Origin of the sequence: Nocardia sp. NPDC003269 (assembly GCF_042888005.1) — a bacterium.
Taxonomy (GTDB): Bacteria; Actinomycetota; Actinomycetes; order Mycobacteriales; family Mycobacteriaceae; genus Nocardia.
Genome location: NZ_JBIAPA010000003.1, coordinates 493,369 through 519,324, shown reverse-complemented (window position 1 = coordinate 519,324; position 25,956 = coordinate 493,369). Strand labels below are relative to the sequence as shown.

Below are 25,956 nucleotides of genomic sequence, written 5' to 3'. Positions count from 1 at the left end.
GCCCGTTCGGCGCGGTGGGTAGTAGGCCGGTGCCTACCACCCCATCAGCACCGCTTATGGGTTCGTGGTCGTCACAGCCACTCGCGCAACACCTTCGCGATCGCCTCCAGTGCGCGGCCCTCCGTCATCCGCCAGTGCGTCGCGTCGACGACATGGTTGCGCACGGGCCGGGTGGCGGCCTCGGTCCAGGACGCGGCGCCGGTGGAATCGTCCTGGCCCGCGGTGAAATAGGTGATGGCACCGTCGAATCGGTGCGGCCGGTAGGCCGCGTCGAGTGCCGCCGAGGTGATCGCCGCCTCGACGACCCGCTCGATCCGCGTGGGATCCAGCGAGGCCAGCGGCGACGCGAGCTGACCGAGGACCTGCGCCAGCCCCTGGGCATCGGCGACCTCGTCGAGGGCGCCGTCGGTGGCGAGATCACCGGCGAAGCCGCCGAGCAGATCGGCCGCCGTGACCGGGCTCGCCGCAGCCGGTGCCGCGGCGGTCAGCGTGCTGTCCAGCATGGCGAGCAGCGCGACCTCCTCACCGTCCTCCTGCAACTGCACGGCCATCGCGTGCGCGATCACCCCACCCAGGGACCAGCCGAGCAGGTGGTAGGGCCCTTCGGCCTGGACCTCGCGGATCTGCTTGAGATAGAGCAGCGCCCATTCCTCGATCGAATCCGGCAGCGGCTCGGCCGAACTCAGCACCGGTGACTGCAGACCGTAGACGGGCCGGTCGGCGTGCAGGTGGGCGGCGAGCCCGCCGAACGACCAGGCGACACCGCTGATGGGGTGGATACAGAACAGCGGTTCCCTGGTTCCGCCGGTCCGCAACGGCAACAGGACCTCGAACGCCGCGTCGGCACCCGTGCTGTCGGCCCCGTCGGCGCGCAGGGCCGCGAGGATGCCCGCCGGCGTCGGCGTGGTGAACAGCCAGGTGACCGGGATGGTCGCGGCCACCGCGTCGCTCAGCTGCGTCGCCAGGCGGGTGGCGCTGAGCGAGGTGCCGCCCAGCTCGAAGAAGTGGTCGTCCAGGCCGACCCGGTCCAGCCGCAGCACATCGGCGAAGATCTCGCACACCGTCTGCTCGATCGCGGAATCGGGGGCCCGGTAGACGCGGACCGCCAGCTCGGGTGCGGGCAGCGCCGACCGGTCGAGCTTGCCGACATGGGTGAGCGGCACCTGATCGATGACCATGATCGTGGCGGGCACCATGTGCGAGGGCAGCGACCGCGCCGCCCACTCGAGCAGGTCCTCCACGGCAACCACGCGATCCGGCGCGGCGACCACATAGGACACCAGCACCGTCGCGCCGGTCTGGTTCTCCCGCCCCACCGTGACGGCATAGCCGACATCGGCGTGCCCGGCGAGCACGGCGTCGATCTCCTCGAGTTCGATGCGGAACCCGCGGATCTTCAGCTGGAAGTCGGTGCGCCCGCGATACTCCAGCGCCCCGTCGGCATTCCACGCCGCCAGGTCACCGGTGCGATACAGGCGGGTGCCCGCGTGGAACGGGTTGGCCACGAATCGCTCCGCGGTCAGATCCGGCCTGCCGAGATAGCCGCCGGCCAGCTGCGCGCCGGCCAGGTACAGCTCACCCGGCACACCGACCGGCACCGGGCGCAGCCGCGCGTCGAGCACGTAGACCTGACTGTTCCAGACCGGCTTGCCGATCGGGACCGTCGCGGTGTCCGCGGCGCCGACCTGGTGACTGGTGATCGAGACCGCCGCCTCGGTCGGCCCGTACACGTTGAACAGGGTGGCGTGCGGTGCCGCGGACTCGAATCGGCGGGCCGAGGCCGCGGGCAGGGTCTCGCCGATGGCCAGGACCCGGCGCAGCGAGGTGGGCAGGGCGTCGGCGGGCAGCGCGTCGAGCATCGAGGGCACCGCGTGCAGCGTGGTGACGCCCTCGCGACGCATCAGGTCGGCGAGGTAGGCCGGATCGCGGTGACCGTCGGGGGCGGCGATGACCAGGCGTCCGCCCGAGACCGCCGTCGACCAGAACTCCCATACCGACAGGTCGAAGGTCGCCGCCGTCTTCAGCAGCACGACGTCCTCGGCGGTGAGACCGAATCGTTCTGCCTTCCAGCGCAACTGATTGACCACGGCCGCGTGCGACACCACGACACCCTTGGGCCTGCCCGTCGAGCCGGAGGTGAAGATCACGTACGCGGTGTTGGCGGCCCGCAACGGTGCGCGCCGATCGCGATCGGTGAGCGGGGCGGCGCCGAGTGTCGACAGCTCGAGCTGATCCACCGCGATGACCCGGGTTCCGGCGGCCGTGAATCCGGTGGCGGTGTCGGTGAGGACGAGGATCGGCAGTGCCGTGTCCAGGATGTACTCGGTGCGCGCGACCGGCTGATCGGGATCGATCGGCACATAGGCGCCACCGGCGGTGGCGACCGCGTACATCGCGACCACCAGGTCGACCGAGCGCCGCATGGCCAGCGCCACCCGGGTCTCCGGTCCCACACCCGCGGCGACCAGATACCGGGCCAGCCGGTTCACCCGCGCGTCGAGCTCGGCGAAGGTCCACCGCCGGCCGTCGGCGACGAGGGCCACCGCGTGCGGGTCGGCGGCGACGGTCTCGTCGAGCAGCGACACCAGGGTCGCGGCTGGATCGGTGTGGCGCGCGGTGCGATTCCACCGCTCCACGATGCGGGTCCGCTCCGCCGGGGCGAGCAGATCGATCGTGTGCAGCGGGGCGCCGGGCGCGGCGACCACGGCGGCGATGATCCGGCTGAACCGTTCGAGGAAGCCGCGCACCGTCGACGCGTCGAACAGGTCGGTGGCGAAGGTGCAGTAGCCGCCGATGCCGGCCGCGGAACCGTCGGCGGTGTACCGGTCGGCCAGGATGAGGTGCAGGTCGAACTGGGACAGTTCGCGATCGGTCTCCACCGAGGAGACGGTGACGCCGGGCAGGTCCATCCGCACCTCGGCCAGGTTCTGGAACGACAGGCCGACCTGGAACAGCGGATGACGGGCCGTGGAGCGGGCCGGGTTGAGCACCTCGACGAGTCGCTCGAACGGGACGTCGCTGTGCGCGAAGGCCCGCAGGTCGATCTCGCGCTGGCGGCCGAGGAGTTCGGCGAAGCTCGCGTCGCCGTCGACCTCGGTGCGGAACACCAGTGTGTTGACGAACATGCCGATCAGATCGTCCAGCTCGGCCTCGCCGCGCCCGGCGACCGGAGTGCCGATGGCGATGTCGGTCGTGCCCGACAGCCCGGCCAGCAGCACCGCCAGCGCGGTGTGCACGGCCATGAACAGGGTCGCGCCCTGCGTGCGGGCCAGTTCGGTGAGCGCGGCATGGGTGGCGTCGTCCACCGTGAACGGCACCCGGCCACCGGCGTAGGACTGCACGGGCGGTCGTGGGCGGTCCCGGGGCAGGTCGAGCTGGTCGGGCAGCCCGGCCAGGGCCCGGCGCCAGTAGGCGATCTGCTCGGCGCCGACCGAGGACGGATCGGTGTCCTCGCCCAGCAGCGTCTGCTGCCACACCGCGTAGTCGGCGTAGTGGACCGCCAGCGGAGTCCACGTGGGCGCGTGCCCGGTGACGCGGGCGCCGTAGGCGGTCACCAGATCGCGGGTGAGGGGTCCGCCGGAGAAACCGTCACCGGCGATGTGGTGGATCGCCATGGCAAGGACGAAGTCCTCGGGGCCGACCTCGAACAGCGTCGCCCGCAACGGCACCTCGGTGGTGACATCGAACACCGTCGAAACCAGCTGCGACACAGCAGATTCCACCTCGGCGGACGCCTGCGCGGTCAACCGGGGCAGGTCGGGATGGTCGGCGGGCAGCACCACCTGCACCGGCGCGTGGTCGGCGACCGGATACACCGTGCGCAGGATCTCGTGCCGGGCCACCACATCACCGAACGCCGCCTGCAACGCGACGACATCGAGCGCGCCGGACAGGCGCAACACGACCGGAATCGTGTAGGCCGAGGTGTGGGTGTCGAAGCGGTTGAGGAACCACATGCGCTGCTGGGCGGGCGAGAGCGGTACCCGTTCGGGCCGTGGCTGTGCCCGCAGCGCCGGGCGGCGGCCTGCCCTGGTCAGCCGGGACACCTCCGCGGCGCACTCGGCGACCGTCGGTGCCGCGAACAGCACCCGCACCGGGACCCGCAGGTCCACGGCCGCGCTGAGGCGGGCGGTGAGCCGGGTCGCGAGCAGCGAGTTGCCGCCGCGTTCGAAGAAGTTGTCGTCGGCGCCGATCCGGTCGACGCCGAGCACCTCCGCGAAGATTTCGGCCACGGTCCGTTCCAGCCCGCTCGCGGGCCGCCGGTAGGGGCGGGCCGCGAAGACGGGCGCGGGGAGCGCCTGGCGGTCGAGTTTGCCGGAGGCGGTCAACGGAATCCGCTCGAGCACCACCACGGCGGCCGGAACCATGTGCGCGGGCAGCATCGACGACGACCACCGGGCCACCGCGGCGGGGTCGAGGTCGCGGCCGGTCACATACGACACCACCGTGGTCTCGCCCGCCGGATTCTCGGCCCCGACCGTCACCGCGAACGTGACCTGCGGATGCCGCCCCAGCACGGCATCGATCTCGCCGAGCTCGATCCGGAAGCCGCGGATCTTGACCTGGAAATCGGTGCGGCCCAGATACTCAAGCTCGTCGGCGTCCTCGGCGCCGCGAACCCACCGCACCAGATCGCCGGTGCGGTACATGCGTTCACCCGCCACACCCCACGGGCAGGCGACGAACCGGTCGGCGGTCACGGCGCCACGGCCGTGATAGCCGCGGGCCAGCCCCGGACCGGCCAGATACAGCTCGCCGGTGACCCCGACGGGCACCGGGTGCAGCCGGTCATCGAGGACCACCGCGCGCAGTCCGGGCACCGGGCGACCGATCGTGACCCGGTCACCGGAGCGCAACCGCGCGTAGGTCGCGCCGATCGTCGCCTCGGTCGGTCCGTACCCGTTGAGGAAGCGGCGGCCGCGCTGCCAGGCGGCCAGCAGTTCGGCGGTGCACGCCTCACCGCCGGCCGAGACACACACCAGATCGGGCAGGCCCGCCGGATCGAGGGTGCCCAGCAGGGCCGGGGTGATGATCGTGTGGGACACGCGTTCCCGGCGCAGCAGGTCGTCGAGATCGGTGCCGCCCACGGTGTCCGGTGGCGCGATCACCAGGGTGGCACCGCGATGGAAGGCGGTGCCGATCTCCTCGATCGACTGGTCGAAGCTGGGCGAGCAGACGTGCAGCATCCGATGGTCGTGCCGCAGACCCATGATGGTGGCCGAGTGCGTGACCAGGGCGGCCAGGCCCGCGTGGGTGACGGTGACGCCCTTGGGCCGTCCGGTGGAGCCGGAGGTGTAGATGACGTAGGCCGCGTGGTCGCGCCGCAACGGCGCCCGGCGGTCCCGGTCGCGCACCGCGGTGGCGGGATGGTCGGCGATGCGGGAGCGCACGGCCGGATCGTCGAGCACGAGCCAGCGCACCGCTTCGCCGAGTTCCCGCGCGTGTCCAGCGACGGTGAGGCCAACGGCGGCACCGGAATCCTCGAGCATGTGCCGCACCCGGTCGGCGGGATAGTTCGGGTCGACCGGCAGATACACGCCACCGGCTTTCGCGATCGCCCAGAACGCCAGGATCGACCGGTAGCCGCGCGGGATCGCCGAGGCGACCACGGTTTCCGGCCCGACCCCGTCGGCGATCAGGACCCGCGCCAGGCGCGAGGAGTCGGCGTCGAGCTCGCCGTAGGTGTGGCCGCGGCCGTTGTCGCGCACCGCGATCCGGTGCTGGCCGTAGTCGGTGCCGCGGACCAGCAGCTGCGGCAGCGTGGCGATGGTCGACGGTGTGCCGCCGTCGCCGAGCCGGGTCAGGAACAGGTCCTCGTCGCGGTCCGACAGCGGCAGGTCACCGACCGGGGTCCCCGGTCGCTGGGCGAGAGCGGCCAGGATACGGAGCAGGCGCCGACCCAACGTCAGCGCGTCATCGTCGTCGAAAAGCGTTCGGGCGAAGGCGATGTCGAGCGTCGAGCCGGCCGCGTCGTCGAGCACGGCGAGGGCCAGCTCGCCGGCGGGGAGGTGATCGAAGCCCAGACACACCTGAGCGAGGTGATCGGTCCCGAGCAGGACGGCCAGCTCAGCCGGGGGAATTCCGGCGTGCGCGAGGGCCTGTGTCTCGCTGTGGTGCGCGTGGGGCAGCAGGGCCAGGAACGGCTGGGCGTCGTCGATCCGGGTGCGGACCACCATGTTCTGCTCGGGTGCGGCGATCACGATGTCGTCGGTGCCGGTGAGCCGGGCCAGCAGCACCGCGACGGCGCTGCGGATCAGCGTCGACCAGCTCACACCCGCCGCCTCGGCGAGTCGGCGCAGGTCGTCGTGCACCGCCGCCGGGATCGGCAGCCGCGCGCGTCCCGGAGCGTCCGCGGCGCCGCGGACGGCCGTGGGGAGCGTGAGCCGCCCCGGCGGATCTACCAGGGTGCGGCGCCAGAAGCGGGCGCGCGAGATCGGGTCGGTGGGCTCGGCCGCGAGCCGCCACGCGACCTGCGCGGCCGCGCTGTCCGGGACGGCGATCACCTCGGTCAGCGCGGTCCGCAGCCGATCGGTCACCGCCTGCGCGGTGGCGTCGGCGACGAGATCACGCCGGTACTTGATCTGCACCTGGGTGCGGGCACCCAGGAATACCAGGATGGTGAGCGGATAGTGGGTGAAGTCGGCCCCGCGCAACCCGTCGATGCTGAGGCCGTCCAACGCGCCACCGGCCTGCTGGAGTCCTTCGGCGTCGACGGGGTAGGACTCGAAAGCCAGCATGGTGTCGAACAATTCACCGCGCCCGGCCACCCGCTGGATCGCGCCGAGACCCAGATGGTGGTGATCGAGCACCGAGGCCTGCTCGGCCTGCACCGCGCGCACCAGGTCGGTGACCGTGGCGGCGGGGTCGAGCCGGACCCGCACCGGGACCGCGTCGACGAACAGGCCGATCATGTCACCGACACCGTCCAGCTGCGGCGGACGACCGGACACCGTGGCACCGAAGACGATGTCGTCGCGGCCCGTGGTGCCGGCGACGACCAACCCCCACGCCGCCTGGAACACGGTGTTCGCGGTGACCTCGGTGTGCGCCGCGAACGCGGTCAGCTCGGTCGTATGGTCGGCGTCGAGGTCGAACTCGCACAGCCCGAATCCGGTCTCCGTGGCCGGCGGCCACGTCAGCTCCGGCGCGAGCACACTCGGCTCCACCCCGGCCAGCACCGTCGCCCACGCGTGCTCGGCGACCGCGCGATCCTGACGGCTCAGCCACTCGAGGTAGTCGCGGTAGGGCCGCACCGGCGGCAGCGGCGTCGCGTCACCGTGCGTCGCGTACAGGACCAGCAGTTCCTTCATCAGCAGCGGCATCGACCAGCCGTCGAGCAGGATGTGATGACCGGTCAGCACGAGCCGGCTGCGCCCGGAACCGGTGGTGTACACGGTGAATCGCAGCAGCGGCGCGATCGCCGGATCGAATCCGGCCTGCTGATCGGCGGCCAGCAGCGCGGGCAGGTCGGCGTCGTCGAGACCGCCGACGATCCGGAACGGCGCCTCGACCGCGTCGGCCACCACCTGCACCGGCGTGCCGTCGGCGGCGGTGACGAACGCCGAACGCAGATTCGCGTGCCGATCCAGGACCGTGCGGGCCGCGCGGCGCAGCCGCTCGGTGTCCAGATCACCCGTGAGTTCGGCGACGAGCTGGATGACATAGGCGTGCACCGACTCGTCGAGCAGCTCACCCAGCGCCAGCAGCGAATGCTGCAGCGGCGACAACGGCAGCACCTCGGTCAGACCGGGGTGGGTGCGGCGCCAGAGGTCCAGATCCGCCTGCGACACCCGCACCAGCGCGACGTCCGAGGGTGTCAGACCGCCCGCGTGTGCGTGCCGGGTGTGCTCGGCGAGCGCGGTGAGGTGCCTGCGCCAGTCGTCGGCCAGTTCCAGCACGTCGTCCGCGTCGAGAATGCCGGTGGCATACCGGAAGTCGGCACGCAGCTGCAGACCGGTGTCGGTGGGGACGGCGATCGCGTTGATATCCACGACGGTGGTCGCGGGCAGCGCGGGGTCGTAGTCGACCTCGAGGTCGCCGAGATCGGCGGCGGGCAGCCAGGCGGTGTCGTCGGCGGGTCCGTGACCGGTCGTCGCGCGTCCGAGATAGTTGAAGCCGACCTGGCCGAGACCACCGGTGAGCTGGTGTGCCGCGTCCAGGCGCAGCACACCGAAGCCGATGCCGTTGTCCGGCACGGCCAGCAGCTGTTCCTTCACCGACCGCACCGCCGTCGCGAGGGCGGCGTCCTCGACCTGCCCCGGGACCCCGGACAGGTCGAGCACGACCGGGTAGACGCTGGTGAACCAGCCGACGGTCCGGGTCAGATCGGCGCCGGGGACGAGATCTTCCGCCCGACCGTGCGCTTCCAGCCTGATCCGCAGGGTGTCGGCGTCCACGCCACGGCGTGCGCGCCAGTCGCGCACGGCCAGCGCGAGTGCGGCCAGCAGGGCGTGGTCGGCGCCGGCGCGGTACTGCGCGGGCAACGTGGTGAGCAGCGGCTCGGTGATCTCGGCGGGCACCTGCACCGTGATCGAGCGTGTCGTCGCTTCGGTATCGACCGCACTGTCCACCGCTCGCGCGCCGAGCAGCGGATCCGGGGTGGCCAGCAGCTGCCGCCAGTAGTCCAGTTCACCGGTCCGGTCGGCCGCGACGAGACCGTGCGCCCACCGCCGGAACGACGTACCCACCGGCGGCAACACGATCTCCTGCCCCGCGGTGTACCGAGCCCACGCGACGACCAGATCGGGCAGCAGAATCCGCCACGACACACCATCGATCGCATAGTGGTGCGCCGCCACCACCAGCACATCCCGGGCACCGTCACGACGCACCCAGGCGAACGTGATCATCCGGCCCTCGCCCGGATCGAGCGCCGACAGCGCCGAATCCATGGCGGCGCTACCGAGCCGGGTGAGGTCCTCGCTGTCGGCAGCGGCCGCGTCGACCTCGGTGATCAGCGAGCCCGCGTCCACGGTCTCGGGGTCGAGGACCTCGAACCGCCACGCGACACCGTCGTGACGCAACCGCGAACGCAGCATGTCGTGGTGGCGCAGAACGGCCGCCACGGTCGTGACCAGCCCGGCGCGATCGATACCGTCCGGCAGCGCCAGGACCATCGTCTGCGCGAAACGATCACTCGAGCCGGTGGCCAGGAACTCCGCCAGCACCGGGGTCAGCGCCACCTCACCGATCCCGCCACCGGGCAGCTCGGCGAGCGTGACCGCAGGACTGTCGACCGCGGCGATCGCAGCCAGCTTCGCCACGGTCCGGTGCTCGAACACCTCCCTGGTCGTGAACACGATGCCGGCCGCACGAGCCAGCGACACCAGCTGGATCGACAGGATGCTGTCGCCACCCATGGCGAAGAACGACTCGTTCACCCCCACCGACTCGACCCCGAGCACCCGGGCGAACAACTCGCACAGCACGGTCTCCCTCGGCGACGAGGGTGCCCGGTCGACCGCCGATGCGGCCACCGGCGCGGGGAGAGCGGCACGGTCGAGCTTGCCGTTGGAGGTCAACGGCAGCGCGTCGAGCACGACGATCGCCGAGGGCACCAAATACGACGGCAGACGCTGCGCCGCGTAGTCGGTGAGCGCGCCCGGATCGGCGGCCCGGCCCGGAGCGGCGACCACATAGCTGACCAGGGTGGTGGACCCGGACGCGGTCGACCGACCCACCGTCACCGCGGCAGCGACCTCGGCGCGACCGGTGAGCACCGCGTCGACCTCGCCCGGTTCGATCCGGAACCCCCGCACCTTCAACTGGGTGTCCGCGCGACCCACATAGTGCAGTTCCCCCGCGCGCAGGCGCACGAGATCGCCGGTGCGGTACATCCGCGCCCCCGGAGCACCCCAGGGATCGGGGACGAACCGGGCCGACGTCGTCCCCGGCTGACCACGGTAGCCACGCGCCAGCCCACGACCGGCCAGATACAGCTCACCGGTCACCCCCGGCGGCACCGGCCGCAACCGCGCGTCCAGAACCATCGCGTCCGTGCCACGCACCGGCCCGCCGATCGAGACCGGACGGCCCGCGGTGAGCTCGGCGTAGGCGGAGATGATCGTGGTCTCGGTGGGGCCGTAACCGTTGAGGTAGCGGCGACCCGGCTGCCACGTCGCCAGCAGCTCCGGCGTCGTCACATCACCGCCGACGGACAACACCTCCAGCGCGTCGAGACCCGCCGGATCGAGAGTGCCCAGCACGGCGGGGGTGATGATGGCGTGGGTGACGGCTTCGGCCGCCAGCAGCTCGGACAGCTCGACACCGCCGATGATCTCCGACGGCACGACGACGAGCGTCGTCCCCGTGCTGAACGCGCACAGCCATTCCAGGACCGACGGATCGAACCAGGGCGCGCAGATGTGCAGGAACCGGTGATTCCAGGTCAGGTCGTAGCGGCGGACGGCCTCGTCGACCAGGACGCTCAGCCCGGCGTGCGTCACCGTGACACCCTTGGGGACGCCGGTCGAACCGGACGTGTAGATGACATACGCGGGATGCTCCACCCGCAGCGGCGCACGGCGATCCGCGTCGGTGACCGCGGTCGCGGCGAAGGGCGCGGCATCGTCGACGGTGAGCCAGTCCACGCCCGCGGGCACCCGCTCGCGCTGCTCGGGCGCGGTGATACCCACCACCGCGCCGGAGTCGGCGACCAGGTGCTCGAGACGCTGTGCGGGCAGGGCGGGGTCCATCGGCACGAAATGCCCGCCCGCCTTGGCGACCGCGAGCGCCGCGACCACCATGTCCGACGACCGCGGGAACGCCACCGCGACAGCGACTTCCGGGCCGACACCCCGCGCGATCAGCGCACGCGCCAAACGGGAGGTCTGCGCGTCGAGCTCGCCGTAGCTGATCGACCGTCCCAGGTGCCGGATCGCCACCCGGTCCGGGCCGATCGCGACCCCGCGCGAAACCAGATCCGGGAACAGCACGGCGGGCCCGCCGGGATCGGTCGCACGTTCGGTGCGCAGCTCGGCGGCACTGAGAATGGCCAGGTCACCGACCGGCGACTCTGGGAACTCGGTGATCTCGGTCAGCAGCCGGACGAGACGTTCGGCGAACACCGCGACCGTCGCACGGTCGAACAGGACACCGGCGAAAGCGAATTCGGCGGCGAAGGCGTCCGCAGCGTCCGTGGGGACGGTGAGGACCAGGTCGTACCCGGTGACGTCGGACCGGGGCTCCGTCAGCAGCGCGACCCGGCTCGTTGTTCGTCCGCTGAGACCCAGCGCCGCCGACTCCGCCGCGGACAATTCCGTGTGCGTGACAGCCTGCCGGGCGAGACCGGCCGCCTCGGTGAGTAACGCGTCGACGGTCCGCTCGCCCGGCACCGGTAGTCGAAGCAACACCGGATCGTGGGGGCCGAACGCGTCGATCGCGATATCCGCGCTCCCGGACAGCCGCGCCAACAGCACCGCGAACCCGGCATGGACGACGGTGCGCACCGACGTCTGCCGCGACTCCGCGACCTCGCGCATCCGCGCCGTCAGACTGGCGGGAATCTCGAACCGCACCTGATCGTCGACGACCACCAGCTCCGCGGGCCGGGAGCGATCCGCCGGGAGATCCAGCTCCTCGGGCAGATCCGCGAGCACCGCCCGCCAGTACGCGAACCGCTCGACCGCGTCATCCTGATGAGCGAGCACCTCGAGCAGATCACGCACCGGACGATCCGGCGTCTCCCGCAGAGCATCGAGCACCACCCGCAGCCGGTGCGCCAGCGCCGCGGCGACCTCGGCACCCACGACATCGAGCCGATACTGCAGGCCCACCCGGATACCGTCGCCCACCTCGACCCCGACCGCCACCGGATAGTGCGTCGCGTTGGCCGCCTCGACAGCCACGATCTCCAGACCGTCGATGGCGCCGTGCGCGCGCCGCATCCCCTCGGTATCCACCGGATACGACTCATAGGCCATCAGCGTGTCGAACAGCTCACCCGCGCCGGCCGCCCGCTGGATCTCGGCCAGCCCCAGATAGTGGCCGTCGAGCAACGCGACCTGCTCGGACTGCACCCGCGACAGCACCGCGCGCAGCGACGCGGCACCGTCGAGCCGCACCCGCACCGGGATGGTGTTCGCGAAAAGACCGACCATGCCGTCGATCCCGTCCAGCTGCGGCGGCCGCCCCGACACCACCGCACCGAACACCACATCGTCGCGGCCGACGACACCGGCCAGCACCAGACCCCACGCCGCCTGGAACACCGTGTTCAGGGTGACCTCGTGCGCCGCGGCGGCCGCCGACAAGACCTCCGCCTCCTCCGCCGACAGATCGACCGCGCACATCCCGAAACCCGCCGCCACCTCGGCAGGCGGTGCGACCGCGGCCGTGAGCACGGTCGGCACGTGCCCCGACAACGCCGCACCCCACGCGTCCAGCGCCGCCGAACGATCCCGGCCCGCCAGCCACGCGAGATAGTCCCGATACGGCCGCACCCGCGGCAGCATCGACGGGCCGCCGTCGGTGGCGTAGGAGACGAGCAACTCGGTCATCAGCAACGGCATCGACCAGCCGTCCACCAGCAGATGATGCGCGGTCAGCACCAGATGCACATCACCGGAACCCCGGCGATACACCGTGAACCGCAACAGCGGCGGCGCCGACAGATCGAAACCGACCCGCGCCTCGGCCGCCAGGAACTCCCGCGGATCACGCACCTCGGTGTCGACGATCCGCCACGGCACCGCGACACCCTCGGCCACGAAACCCACCGGCGAACCCGACGCCGCCGACCCGAACGACGTGCGAAGGATGGCATGCCGATCCAGCACCACCTGCGCGGCCCGCCGCAGCCGCTCCAGATCCACCGCACCCGCCAACTCGACGGCCAGCTGCACCAGATACGGATCCGCCTCCGGCGCGGCCTGCGCCAGATACAGCAGACCGAGCTGCAACGGCGCCAACGGCACCACATCACTCAGCCCCGGCAACTCCCGATGCCACCGATCCAATTCGCCCTGCGACACCCGCACCAGCGCGACATCGGCGGGGGAGAGGCCACCGGCCACCGGATCACGAAGATGCTCGGCCAGCAACGCCAACGCCTCGGTCCAGCACTCGGCCAACTCGCGCACCGATGCCTCGTCGATGATCGCCGAGGCATACGAGAACGACGCCCGCAGCAGCACACCCTCCGCGGAACCGGCCGCCAGCGCGTTCACATCGATCACGGCGGCCGCGGGCAACGCCGGATCCTGCTCGGCGACCGGCTCACCCCACGCGTCGGTCGGCAGCCAGCCGTGCCCGGCCAACGCCTCCGGCACATCACCGGCCGACACCCGCCCCAGGTAGTTGAAACCGACCTGCCCCAGCGCACCATCGAGCAGCGGACCCGACTCGGCGTCCAGATGCCGGAGCATACCGAAACCGATGCCCTTGTCCGGCACCGCGAGCAACTGCTCCTTGACCGCCTTCACCAGCGCCGCCGTCGCCGCACCACCACGCCACGCGGCCTCGGTATCGATCCCGTCCAGATCGAGCGCGACCGGATACATGGTGGTGAACCAGCCGACCGTCCGGGTCAGATCAGCACCCTCGACCGCCGATTCCTCGCGGCCATGACCCTCCAACCGCAGACGCGTCGCCGCCGCCGTCACCCCGCGACGAGCGCGCCACGTCCGCACCGCCAGCGCCAGCGCGGCGAGCAACCCGTCCTCGGCGCCCGTGCGATACAACGCCGGCAGGTCGGTCAGCACCGCCTCGCTGACCTCGGCGGGCACCGTGACACTGAAAGTCCGCACGGTCGAGGCCGTATCGACCGAACTGTCGAGCGGACGCTCGCCCAGCAACGGGTCGGGAACCGCGAGAATCCGCCGCCAGTAATCCAGCTCGCCCCGACGCCGCGGCGCCGCCTCGACCACGCCGTGCGCCCACCGGCGGAACGACGTACCGACCGCGGGCAACTCGACCCGCTGCCCGGCCGCATGCTGCGCCCACGCGGTCACCAAGTCCGACAACAGGATTCGCCAGGACACGCCATCGATCACGGCATGATTGGCCACCACCACCAGACCGTCCGGGCCGTCCGCACGGCACAGCCACACGAACGCCACCATCCGGGACGCCAGCGGATCCAGCGATGCCAGAGCCGCATCCAGCGCCGCGCTCGCGATCTCGGCCAGCTCGTCCTCGGACCGGCCCGCGGGCACATCGACCCGGGTGAGCAGCTGGTGCGCCTCCACCGCCCCCGCGGGCAGCGCGTTCAGCTCCCAGCGGCCATCCACCTGCCGCACACAGGCCCGGAGCATGTCGTGATGATTCAGCACCGCCGTGAGCGTGTCCAGCACACCGATCCGGTCGATACCGGACGGCAGCGCCAACACCATCTGCTGGCTGAACCGCCCGAACACCCGGCCACCCGCCACCGACGCCGCGAGCACCGGCGTGAGCGGCATCGTCCCCACGCCACCACCGGGCAGCTCGGCCAACGTCGGAACCGACTCCGCGCCGACCACCGCGACCCGGGCCAACCCCGCCACGGTCCGATGCTCGAACACCTGCTGCGGGGTGAACGAGATACCGGCCGTCCGCGCCCGCGACACCAGCTGAATGGACAGAATGCTGTCGCCACCCGAGGCGAAGAACGAATCCTCCGCACCGATCTCCCGCACACCCAGCACCTGCGTGAACAACGCGGCGATCGCGGTCTCGAGCGGCCCCTCCGGCGCCCGGGACCCGGCCGCACCGAACACCGGAGCGGGCAGCGCCGCGCGATCCAGTTTGCCGTTCGGCGTCAACGGGATCTCGTCCAGCACGACGAGCACGGTCGGCACCATGTGACCGGGCAGCGAGACCCCGACGAACCGAGACACCTCCTCGGTATCGACCGAAACACCCTGGCGGGGGAGTACATAGGAGACCAGCACCGTCGCACCCGAGTCGGCCTTCACCCCCAGCGTGACCGCGTACTCGACGTCCCGATGGGCGGTCAGCGCGGCATCGATCTCCCCGAGCTCGACCCGGAAACCCCGGATCTTCACCTGGAAATCGGACCGGCCCAGATACTCGAAATCGCCCTCGATGGTGCGCCGGACCAGATCACCGGTCCGATACATCCTGGCCCCCGCCACGCCAGCGAACGGCGCGGCGACGAACCGCTCCGCCGTCAGCCCCGGCCTGCCCAGATAGCTCTGGGCCAGCGCCGGACCCGACAGATACAACTCACCGGCCACCCCCGCGGGCACCGGACGCAGCCGCCCGTCCAACACCATCGCCCCAATACCGGGGAACGCGGAACCGATCGTGATCGGCTCGCCCGGCACCAATCCGGCACTGCCGGTAGCCAGAATCGTCGCCTCAGTCGGGCCGTACCCGTTGAAGAACGCGCGCTCGCCGACCGCCCACCGCTCCACCAGGCCAGGACCGAACGCGTCACCGGCCACGACGACCACCCGCAGGTCGTCGAGCCCCTCGGCGTCGACCGACTCCAGCGCGGCCGGCGTGATCAGCAGATGGGTCACCCGCTCCCGGCGCAGCAACGCCGCCAGCTCCGGGCCGCCGAACACCGTTGGCGGCGACACCACCACCGTGGCACCGGCCCCGAAGGCAATCAGCAGCTCGAGCACGGATACGTCGAAGTTCGGCGAACACACGTGCAGGACCCGATCGCCCGCGTTCACCGCGTACCGCTCCCGCGCCGCCGTGACCAGCGCGCCCAGACCGGTGTGGGTGACCACCACACCCTTCGGCCTACCCGTCGACCCCGAGGTGTAGATGACATAGGCCGGGTGCTGATCGGTCAGCGGACGCACCCGATCGAGATAGGAGATCGGATGCGACGGCCACGCCGCGATCCGCTCCCGCTGCCCAGGCGCGTCGACCTCGACCCACTCCAGCGCGTCGGCCAGGGCGGCCCGGTGCGCCGTCGCGGTGAGCCCGAGGACCGCGCCCGAATCGGCCACCAGATAGGCGATCCGCTCCGCGGGCAGGCCGGGATCGACCGGGACATAGGCCGCACCGGTCTTGGCGACCGCCCACACGGCCAGCACCGACTCGATCGACCGGGTGAAACCGAGCGCGACCACATCACCGGGCCCGATACCGCGGTCCAGCAGCTCCCTGGCCAGCCGCGAGGACGACTCGTCGAGCTGGGTGTAGGTGAGGTCGATCCGGTCGCCATCGACGGGGGAGGAGGTCAGGGCGATCGTCTCGCCCGCCGTGTCGACCGCCGCCGTCAGCAGCTGCGCGAAGAGGGGAGTGCTCGCCTTGCGATTGCCTCGACCTCGCGCCGCACGACGAACCTCACCCATCCTTGTACAACATCCTTCATCCGTCCGGCCCACAGCTCTGCGATGACCCACGAACCCTGTCGGATTCTGGGCCTACCGGGCGGCGGACCAGTGTCGAACAAGCAAGAAGGAGTCGATATCGGGGCGTTCGGCGACCATGACACCACACGTCACGCTGTCACGACCACACAACCGCCCCCGACAACCACCTCTGACGCCTTGTCAGGCGGGAATTTGTGCGCATGGCACAATATCGGCGGTAGTTTTTGTACAGCGGACGGAGTGGGCGGTGGCGGCGTACGGATCCCTCGTCTGGGTCGGCCAGGCCCTGGGTCCACTCACCGACGCGATCACCGAGGACCTGATCCGCGTCACCGAACAGATGATCCCGGTGACCGACATCGCCTTCGACCTGGCCGACCTGCGCGCCGCCAGCATCGCCGAGAACATCGCCGTCGTGCAGTACGTCCTGGCCAACAACATCGACCCGGCCACCGTCAGCCCACCCGCGGGCGCCGCCGCCTACGCCCAGCGCCTGGCCCGGCGCGGCGTGCCGCTGACCGTCCTGCTGCGCGCGTACGGCCTGGGCCAGTACCGCCTCCTCGACGCGGCCATCGGCCTGATCCTCGCCGTCCCCGGCCCCGACCAGGCCACCAGGATCGCCGAACTGCTCCGCTTCGCCGGCACCTACCTGGACCGGCTCAACTCGTCCATGGGCCGGATCTACGAGACGGAACGGGACCGCTGGCTCAGCAGCCGCCAAGCCGCGCGCCAGCAGTGGATCGCCCGCCTGCTCGACAGCGACGACGTCGACGTCCCGGCCGCCGAGGAAGCACTCGACTACCGGCTCGACCAGTCCCACCGCGCCGCGGAGGTCTGGACCCCACCGGACACCCCGGGAGCCGACGCCGCCCGCGCGCTCGACCAGGCCCGCCAGCTCCTGTCGACGGCGATGGGCGCCAGGGGAGCGGAGCTGGCGGCCGCGACCGGCGAACGCGCGCTGCGCATCTGGTTCCCGTCCACCGGCGACCACCACATCGCACCCGAAGACCTCGCGAACCAGATCACGGCCTCCGGGCTGCCCGTCCGGGTCGCCATCGGCACCGTCGGTGACGGGCTCCCGGGATTCCGGAACTCCGCCCGCAGCGCGGCGCGCGCCAAGAACCTCGCCGTGACCGCCGGGCCCGACGCGCCACCGGTGGTCGACTTCGACACCGTCGCCCCGTTCGCGCTGCTGTCCGACGAACCCGACGAGCTCGCCGGACTGGTCCGCCGCGTCCTCGGACCGCTCGCCGACGACGGCGCCAAGATGGCCATGCTCCGCCACACCCTGGAGGTCTTCCTGGCCGAGGGCGGCAGCTACTCGGGCACCGCCCGCCTCCTCGACGTCCACCGCAACACCGTCCAGTACCGCATCCAGCAGATCACCGGCCGCTTCGGAATCACATTGGACGGGGACAACTTCCGTCTACGGTTCGCCCTCGGCGTCTGCCGCTGGTATTGTCACATCATTTTTCGGACATTCTGACTCCGAACAGTTTGTGCCCGACGCACAGTGCGGGGCGGTGATCTCTTCGACGGTGATGGTCGGCGGGCGTAGAGTTGGTAACCCCGGGGCGGCAGGAGTAGACGATGTCCATACGCGCCATACCGCTGATAGCCCGGACCGCTGCGATAGCTGTGGCCGTGGGTGCGGCCACGCTCGTCGGTGCTGTTGGGCAGGCAGCTGCCGATGTCGAACCCGGCACATACACCTCGACGACATGGTCGGCCGGCATCGTGCTCCTGCAACGCGACGGGCGAGTGGAAGACGGGAACCTGGTCTTGATAGGGCGGTATCCGATTCATCCGACGCCCGACGGTGGTTACGTGGACCTGTTTCCCGGCCACCGGGTCGTGCTGATCAGCGACGGACAGGGCGGGTACGCGGGCCCGGCATATTTCGGTGACGTGGTGATCGGTTCCATCACTCTGACGCCCAAGCGTTGACCCCGGACAACAACGGCGGGGGAACGATCGACGTTTCGGCTGGCGCTGTACGCAACGTTCTAGTTGACATAATGTGCATTATCGGCGTTTGAACGGCGCCGGTCGGGTGGGTGTTTTGCATTATTGGATGCAGCGTCTGCCGACATGCATTGCGTGCCGACTGATGGCCGAGCCGCCCATCCTGTTCCGCATCGACCCGCGAGAACTTCTTCGCATTCACAACGTCGCGTATCGACAGCTTCGATATGTGACGTCGAATTCCGCGTTTGCCGCCCGATGGTCAATTCATGACCGCTCGCGATGAATGCCTTCAGCTGCCGGCCGACGGCTCCCGATGTCGAGAAATCCTGGATTCACAGGTCTATGGCGACAGGGTACGCACTCCCCCTCCACTTCCCCGGTGCCTTTATTTCGTCACTGTGACGAAATAAAGGCACCGGGGAAGTCATGAATAGATCGCATCGACGTCGGTCGCGTACTTCTTCATGACCTCCGCACGCCGCAGCGACATCTTGGGGGTCAGTTCGCCGGTCGCCTCGGTCCAGTCGGACGGCAAGATCCGGACCTTCTTGATGGCCTCGGCGTGTGACACCAGCGTATTGGTGTCGGCGACGGCGGCATCGATCTCGGCGACTAGATCGGGATTCTCGACAAGGGTCTGGATCGGCGTATCGGCGGGCAGGTTGTGCCGTTGCCGCCAGCCGGGAAGGGCCTCGGGATCGAGGGTGATCAGTGCGCCGACGAACGGGCGGCCGTCGCCGACGACCATTGCCTGACCGATCAGCGGATGTGCGCGCAGGGAATCCTCGAGCAGGCCCGGTGAGACATTCTTGCCGCCCGCGGTGACGATGATTTCCTTTTTGCGGCCGGTGATCGTGAGGTAGCCGTCCCGGTCGATGGCACCGAGGTCGCCGGTGCGGAACCAGCCGTCGTCGAAGGCGTCCGCGGTGGCGTCGGGGTTGCCCCAGTACTCGTGGAACACCACGGGGCCGCGCAGCAGGAGTTCGCCGTCGTCGGCGATCTTGATGGCGTGCCCGTCGGTCGGGCGGCCCACGGTGCCGACCCTGGTGTGCTGCGGGGTGTTCACGGTGATGGCCGCGGTGGTCTCGGTGAGTCCGTAGCCCTCGTAGATGGGAATGCCCGCGCCGCGGAAGAAATGGCCGAGGCGGGCGCCGAGCGGTCCCCCGCCGGAGACGGCCGCTCCGCAGCGTCCGCCGAGCGCGCCGCGCAACTGCCGATACACGAGCTTGTCGAACAGGGCGTGCTCGAGCTTCAGCAGGAGTCCCGGCCCACCGTTGTCCAGCGACTCGCTCCAGGCGATGGCGGTCTCGGTGGCCCGGTCGAAGATCCGGCCCTTGCCGCCGGCGTGCGCTTTCTGCTTGGCTCCGTTGAAGACCTTCTCGAACACGCGTGGCACCGCGAGGATGAAGTGCGGTCGGAAGCTGCCGAATTGGTCGACGAGGGTGGACCAGTCGGCGCTGAACCCCACGATGACCTTGGCATCGAGCGCGGCCAGGGTGACCGCGCGCGCGAACACGTGCGCGAGCGGCAGGAACATGAGTGTCTTGTGGCCGTCGACGACGAAGTCCGCCAGCTCGATCCGGTCGGACTTCGATTCCGCGTAGAGGTTCGCGTGGGACAGCAGGACGCCCTTGGGTCGTCCCGTGGTGCCCGAGGTGTAGATCAGGGTGGCCGGGGAGTTCGCGTAGACCTGTGCGCGCCGGGTGTGGACGGTCTCGTCGTCGAGGTCGGCGCCGCGCCTGGTCAGTTCGGCGACGGCGCCCTGGTCGATCTGCAGGATCTCGGCGAGTGCGGGCAGGGCGGCGCGGTCGATCTGGTCGATGACGCGGCGGTGCTTGTCGCTGTCGACCACCAGCAGCTGGGTCGCGGAGTCCTGCAGGATCCATTTGGCCTGCTCGGCGGCGGAGCTGTCGTAGATGGCGACGGTGCAGCCGCCGGCGGCCCAGATGGCGTGGTCGAGCACGACCCACTCGTAGCGGGTGGGGGCCATGATGGCGACCCGGTCGCCGAGCCCGACGCCGGAGGCGATGAGGCCCTTGGCGACATCGGTGACGGTGCGGGCGAATTCGGCGGCGGTGACGGCGCCGGTCGCGACGTCGAACAGGACCGTGTCCGGCGAGTTTTCGGCGTGCCGGAACACGCTGTCGGAGTTGTTCGCGTGTTCCGGAACGGTGTAGGAAGCGGGGGCTTCGAACTCGCGCATCAGGTGCCCTTCCACGTGGGTGTCGAGTGAGGTGTCCGCTAGTGCGCGGTGGCTGGTTCCTGGCGGTGGTCGAGGCCGAGCCGGTGCAGGCCGCGCAGGTCGTAGAGGTGGGTGGCGACGGCGCCGAGGACCAGTCCGATCGCCAGGCCGACGAGGGTCATCCAGAGTCCCTGGCCCATACCGGCTTCGAGGTTGCCGTCGAAGAACAGGATGGCGCGCACGGCGAGGTAGATCTGGTGCATGGGTTCGAAGGCGGCCAGGTCGGCGATCCAGCGCGGGGTGGCTTCGAGTGGGATGGTGCCCGAGGACGACGGGATGCCGAGCACGACGAAGACGATGAGGTTGATCATCAGGCCCGCGGTGCCGAAGGCGGCCATGACCGACAGGCCGGTGACGGCGATGGCGGTGATGGCGAGGGTGCCGTACAGGAACAGCATCAGCGGTCGCTCGATGGACATGTCGAGCAGGGCGCCGATGCCGAGGAAGACGCCGGAGGCCAGTGGTGCGCTGATCGCGGCGATCGCCCATTTGATGAGCAGGGTGCGCCAGCGGCTGATCCGGGCGCGGGCGGCGATCTTGTGCCAGGGGCCGTACTCGGCGGGGACGAAACCGAGGGAGCCGTCGACGAGGGAGTTGATCATCATCGCGCCGCTGAAGCCGACGATCAACAGGACGAGGGTGTAGAAGAAGGCGGCCAGGCCCTGGCCGGTGCCTTCGGGTAGCGGGTGGTACGGGGTGACGATGACGTCGATGGGCTGGGTGAGCTGGAGCTGGGCCGCGCCGCTGATGGGTGCGGTGCCGATCGCGCCGCGGACCTGGTCGGTGAGTTGGGTGCCGACGGTGGTGTTGACCTGGGTCATGGCCTGGTCGGCGATCGTCGCCATGATCTGGGCGGCGAGGGTGCCCGCGCGGGGGTTGGTCAGGACGGAGATGATCGGCTGTTCGACGTCGCCGGGGACAATCGAGGACGCGCCGAGGACGGCGACGCGTTTGGTGAAGTCGCCGGGGATGACGATGGCGCCGTACACCTCACCGTTGCGTAGTTGGCGTTGGGCTTCGTTGAGACCGACGGTGCGCAGGTCGATCTTGTCGGCGGGGATGTTCTCCCCCAGTGCCGTGGTGATCTGGGCGCCGAGGTTGGTGGGTGTGCCCGCGAGGGTGTCGCCGACGTCCTGGTTGACGACGGCGATCGGGAAGTCGTGCAGGTGCTTCTGTGGGTCGGCGGTGTAGCCGAGGTACATGGTGCCCAGGAGTGCGGCCAGCACGGTGACCAGCGTAATCGGTGCCAACCACTCGCGGATCGGCATGCTGCTCGGCGGGCGCGGCGGCGCGGTGTTGTCAGTCATGGCATCGTTAATGTAGTCAGCGACTACAAAGTAGTCAATGCAAACATTCGGTGGCGGTCGGATATCCTGCCAACACCATGTCCTTGCACTCGCGCTACCACCACGGAGACCTCCGCGCCGCGCTGCTGCAGCACGCCGAGGCGGCGCTGCGCACGGTCGGGGCGGACGGCCTGTCGCTGCGTCAGCTGGCCCGCGACACCGGGGTCAGCCACGCGGCCCCGAGCCGGCACTTCCGGGACAAGCAGGCGCTGCTCGACGCGCTGGCCGTGACCGGGCTCGAACGGCTCGGCGCCTGCTTCGAACAGGCCGTGACGACCGGCCCGATCACGACGCGACTGCAGACCTTCGCGCGGGCCTATCTCCGCTTCGCCCTCGACAATCCCGAACTGCCCCCGCTGATGTTCGCGCGCAGGCACAGCTCCACCGACACCGGTATCCAGGCGGCCGCGGATCGCGCCTTCGCCATCCCGATCGCGATGATCGCCGAGGGGCAGGCCGCGGGCGAGATCGTGCCCGGTGACCCGAAACGGCTCGGGGTGACCGCGCTGGCGGCCGTTCAGGGCCTGGCGACCTTCGTCGGGTCGGGGTACACCGCCGACTACGACGCCGAACAGCTCCTCGACGATCTGGTCCGGCACATGACGCTGGGGCTGCTCCCCCGGCCGTGATCGGTCCTAGTCGGTCCCGGCGAGGATGACCGGGCGGCCGTTGCGTGGCTGCGTCGGCCGGTTGCTGTGCGGGAACAGGGCGCGATAGCGGTCGACGTCGGCGAGCGCGACGGGACTCGGGGTGCGTAGCACGATCCAGGCCACACCTTCGGTGCACGGCGGTGTGGTCAGCGAACCCTCGTAGCGGAACTGGGCGAGATCGTCGGGCAGGAATGTGCGGGGGTCGATATTGCTCAGTGTGCGGGTGGCGCCGACGCGATCCGGGGACGCGGTGAGGACCCTGCTCACCGGCGCGGGCCCGGGCTGAGCGTGCAGCAGGACGGCGAGGACGGCCAGCCGTCCGGCCGCGTCGGTGTGCACTAGGTGCAGTTCCATGGCGGTCTCGACGCCGACGACGGTGTGTTCGCTGGGCAGGTGGAAGTGGTACTGGGTCAAGGAGAACGGGGTGCCGTCGACGATGATCCGGTTGCCCGAGCCGGCGGGCACGCTGGTCTGGATGGTGTGGCCGGTGTTGGTGAGGGTGGCCGTGGGGGTCGGTCCGTAGACGATCTCGATGTGGTCGGCGGGGTGGGCCTCGACGGCGTCGGGGAGGTCGATCGGTGACTGGGCGTGACCGTTGCGGCAGGTGGCGTAGTGCTTGTCGAGATCGGCCCAGTGGTCGGGTCCCTCGGCGTCGTAGTCCCAGTGGGGTGCGGTGGCGGTGGTGTCGGCGGCGCCGCACCCGGCGACCGCGAGCACTGCCAGGGCGGCGAACGCCTTGCGGCGGTTCAGGACGACTCGATGTGTCACCGGCGCGACTCCTTGCCACGATTCGGCCACCGGTCCGGTGCGGTCGGTCGACGCGTCCGGAGCGGCGGGGCGATCAGAGCGCACGCCGAAATCAGCGAGTCACCGGCGTCTCCGGAATGTCCGATTGGTACCGAATATCCCTCTGGTGCAGGTGATTTCGCGTGCAACGGACACTCAGGCTAGGCCGGTGAGTGCGGCGCGGACCAGAGGGGAAGGCGGCGAGATACGTCACAGCGGACGCGACAGAGAGTGGGACTCCTCCCCCGGGAACCGTTGTCCCGGGGGAGGATAGCGGCGGCTCAGGCGCCGACGTAGTCCGCGAGATGCTCGCCGGTGAGGGTGGACCGGGCGGCGACGAGGTCCGCCGGGGTGCCTTCGAAGACGATCTGGCCGCCGTCGTGACCGGCGCCGGGGCCGAGGTCGATGATCCAGTCGGAGTGGGCCATCACGGCCTGGTGGTGTTCGACGACGATGACCGACTTGCCCGCGTCGACGAGCCGGTCCAGCAGGCCGAGCAGCTGTTCGACGTCGGCCAGGTGCAGCCCGGTGGTCGGCTCGTCGAGGATGTACACCCCGCCCTTGTCGGACATGTGGGTGGCGAGCTTCAGCCGCTGGCGTTCACCGCCGGACAGCGTGGTGAGCGGCTGGCCGATGGTGAGGTAGCCGAGGCCGACCTCGGTGAGGTGGGTGAGGATCTTGTGGGCGGCGGGCGTCTTGGCCTCCCCCTCGCCGAAGAACTCACGGGCCTCGTCGACGGGCATCGACAGCACCTCGCTGATGTTCTTGCCCGCGAAGGTGTAGTCGAGCACCTCGGCCATGAACCGCTTGCCCTCGCACACCTCGCACACCGTGGAGACACCGGCCATCATGGCCAGGTCGGTGTAGACGACACCGGCGCCGTTGCAGTTCGGGCACGCCCCTTCGGAATTGGCGCTGAACAGGGCCGGTTTGGCACCGGTGGCCTTGGCGAAGGCCTTGCGGATGTGGTCGAGCAGGCCGGTGTAGGTGGCGGGGTTGCTGCGCCGGGAGCCCTTGATGGGCGCCTGGTCGATGGAGATGACGCCCTCGTCGATCGGGATCGAGCCGTGCACGAGCGAGCTCTTGCCCGACCCGGCGACACCGGTGATCGCCACGAGCACGCCGAGCGGGATGTCGACATCGACCGCGCGCAGGTTGTTGGCCGTGGCGCCGCGGATCTGCAACGCGCTCCCCGACTCGCGCACCGTGTCCTTGACGGCGGCCCGGTCGTCGAAGTGGCGGCCGGTGACGGTCTTGCTGGCGCGCAGGCCGTCGACGCTGCCTTCGAAGCAGATGGTGCCGCCCTTGGAGCCCGCGGCGGGACCGAGGTCGACGATGTGGTCGGCGATGGCGATGGTCTCGGGCTTGTGCTCGACGACCAGGACGGTGTTGCCCTTGTCGCGCAGGCGCAGCAGCAGATCGTTCATCCGCTGGATGTCGTGCGGGTGCAGGCCCGCGGTGGGCTCGTCGAAGACGTAGGTGACGTCGGTGAGCGAGGAGCCGAGGTGGCGGATCATCTTGACGCGCTGGGCTTCACCACCGGACAGGGTGCCCGAGGGGCGCGACAGCGACAGGTAGCCGAGGCCGATCTCGACGAACGAGTCCAGGGTCTGGCGCAGCGATTCCAGCAGCGGGGCGACCGAGGGGTCCTCGATGCCCTTGACCCATTCGGCGAGATCGGTGATCTGCATGGCGCAGGCGTCGGCGATGCTGATGCCGTCGATCTTGGAGGAGCGGGCTTCGGCGCTGAGGCGGGTGCCGTCGCAGTCGGGGCAGGTGCCGAAGGTGACGGCGCGCTCGACGAAGGCGCGCACGTGCGGCTGCAGCGCGTCGACGTCCTTGGACAGCATGGATTTGCGGATCTTGGGGATCAGGCCCTCGTAGGTGAGGTTGATGCCGTCGACCTTGATCTTGGTCGGTTCCTTGTAGAGCAGGTCGGCGAGCTGCTTCTTGGTGTACTTCTTGATCGGCTTGGCCGGGTCGAAGAAGCCGCTGCCCTTGTAGATGCGGCCCATCCAGCCGTCCATGCTGTAGCCGGGGATGGTGAACGGGCCCTCGTCGAGCGACTTGTTCTCGTCGTAGAGCTGGGTGAGGTCGATGTCGTTGACGGTGCCCTTGCCCTCGCAGGTGGGACACATGCCACCGGTGATGCTGAAGCTGCGGCGTTCCTTGACGGTGACGCCGTGCTTCTCGACGGCGACCGCGCCGGAGCCGCTGATCGAGGCGACGTTGAAGGAGAAGGCCTGCGAGGAGCCGATGTGCGGGTCGCCGAGGCGGCTGAACAGGATGCGCAGCATGGCGTTGGCGTCGGTGACGGTGCCGACGGTGGAGCGCGGGTCGGCGCCGAGGCGGGACTGGTCGACGAGGATGGCGGTGGTGAGGCCTTCGAGGACGTCGACGTCGGGGCGCGACTGGCTGGGCATGAAGCCCTGGACGAAGGCGCTGTAGGTCTCGTTGATGAGGCGCTGGGATTCGGCGGCGATGGTGCCGAAGACGAGCGAGCTCTTGCCGGAGCCGGAGACGCCGGTGAAGACCGTCAGTCTGCGTTTGGGGATCTCGACGCTGATGTCGCGCAGGTTGTTCACCCGGGCGCCGTGCACCCGGATCAGGTCGTGGGCGTCGGCCGGCTCGACGGTCGCGGTGCTGGACTTCTTGGCCGTGCTCATGGATCTCCCTCAGGTCGGTCGGCG

Annotated in this window: 8 protein-coding genes; 3 read left to right on the top strand and 5 right to left on the bottom strand. The window is 70.2% G+C overall.

The genetic code is table 11. The features are described 5' to 3' along the window. Nucleotides 1-71 precede the first annotated feature (71 nt). Nucleotides 72-16,253, bottom strand: coding sequence for an amino acid adenylation domain-containing protein (locus ACFYWJ_RS22325; RefSeq protein ID WP_355272097.1), 16,182 nt, complete (start codon nucleotides 16,251-16,253; stop codon nucleotides 72-74). A 268-nt stretch (nucleotides 16,254-16,521) separates the two neighbouring features. Between ACFYWJ_RS22325 and ACFYWJ_RS22320 the strand changes: the two genes are divergently transcribed. Together ACFYWJ_RS22320 and ACFYWJ_RS22315 are read left to right on the top strand one after the other, a co-directional pair. Further along, nucleotides 16,522-17,760 carry a helix-turn-helix domain-containing protein gene (locus tag ACFYWJ_RS22320; protein ID WP_355272098.1) on the top strand — a complete coding sequence of 413 codons (1,239 nt, stop codon included), beginning with the start codon at nucleotides 16,522-16,524 and terminating at the stop codon, nucleotides 17,758-17,760. Nucleotides 17,761-17,864: 104 nt separating this feature from the next. Continuing rightward, nucleotides 17,865-18,221 carry a hypothetical protein gene (locus tag ACFYWJ_RS22315; protein ID WP_355272100.1) on the top strand — a complete coding sequence of 119 codons (357 nt, stop codon included), beginning with the start codon at nucleotides 17,865-17,867 and terminating at the stop codon, nucleotides 18,219-18,221. Nucleotides 18,222-18,666: 445 nt separating this feature from the next. Here the strand turns inward: ACFYWJ_RS22315 and ACFYWJ_RS22310 are convergent, their stop codons facing one another. Together ACFYWJ_RS22310 and ACFYWJ_RS22305 are read right to left on the bottom strand one after the other, a co-directional pair. After that, nucleotides 18,667-20,445 carry a long-chain fatty acid--CoA ligase gene (locus ACFYWJ_RS22310; RefSeq protein ID WP_355272102.1) on the bottom strand — a complete coding sequence of 593 codons (1,779 nt, stop codon included), beginning with the start codon at nucleotides 20,443-20,445 and terminating at the stop codon, nucleotides 18,667-18,669. A gap of 38 nt (nucleotides 20,446-20,483) precedes the next feature. Then, on the bottom strand, nucleotides 20,484-21,791 hold the full coding sequence (locus ACFYWJ_RS22305) for an ABC transporter permease (protein ID WP_355272104.1): 1,308 nt from the start codon (nucleotides 21,789-21,791) through the stop codon (nucleotides 20,484-20,486). A gap of 77 nt (nucleotides 21,792-21,868) precedes the next feature. Between ACFYWJ_RS22305 and ACFYWJ_RS22300 the strand changes: the two genes are divergently transcribed. Beyond that, nucleotides 21,869-22,459 carry a WHG domain-containing protein gene (locus ACFYWJ_RS22300; protein ID WP_355272105.1) on the top strand — a complete coding sequence of 197 codons (591 nt, stop codon included), beginning with the start codon at nucleotides 21,869-21,871 and terminating at the stop codon, nucleotides 22,457-22,459. Between the two features lie 6 nt (nucleotides 22,460-22,465). On the opposite strand, the gene ACFYWJ_RS22295 is transcribed toward ACFYWJ_RS22300, so the two are convergent. Further along, the gene (locus ACFYWJ_RS22295; RefSeq protein ID WP_355272106.1) at nucleotides 22,466-23,248 is read right to left on the bottom strand and encodes a carbonic anhydrase family protein; all 783 of its coding nucleotides are present in this window, start codon (nucleotides 23,246-23,248) and stop codon (nucleotides 22,466-22,468) included. 299 nt (nucleotides 23,249-23,547) lie between these two features. Then, entirely contained in the window at nucleotides 23,548-25,932 is a 2,385-nt protein-coding gene (locus ACFYWJ_RS22290; protein WP_355272107.1) for an excinuclease ABC subunit UvrA, read from the bottom strand. Nucleotides 25,933-25,956 lie beyond the last annotated feature (24 nt).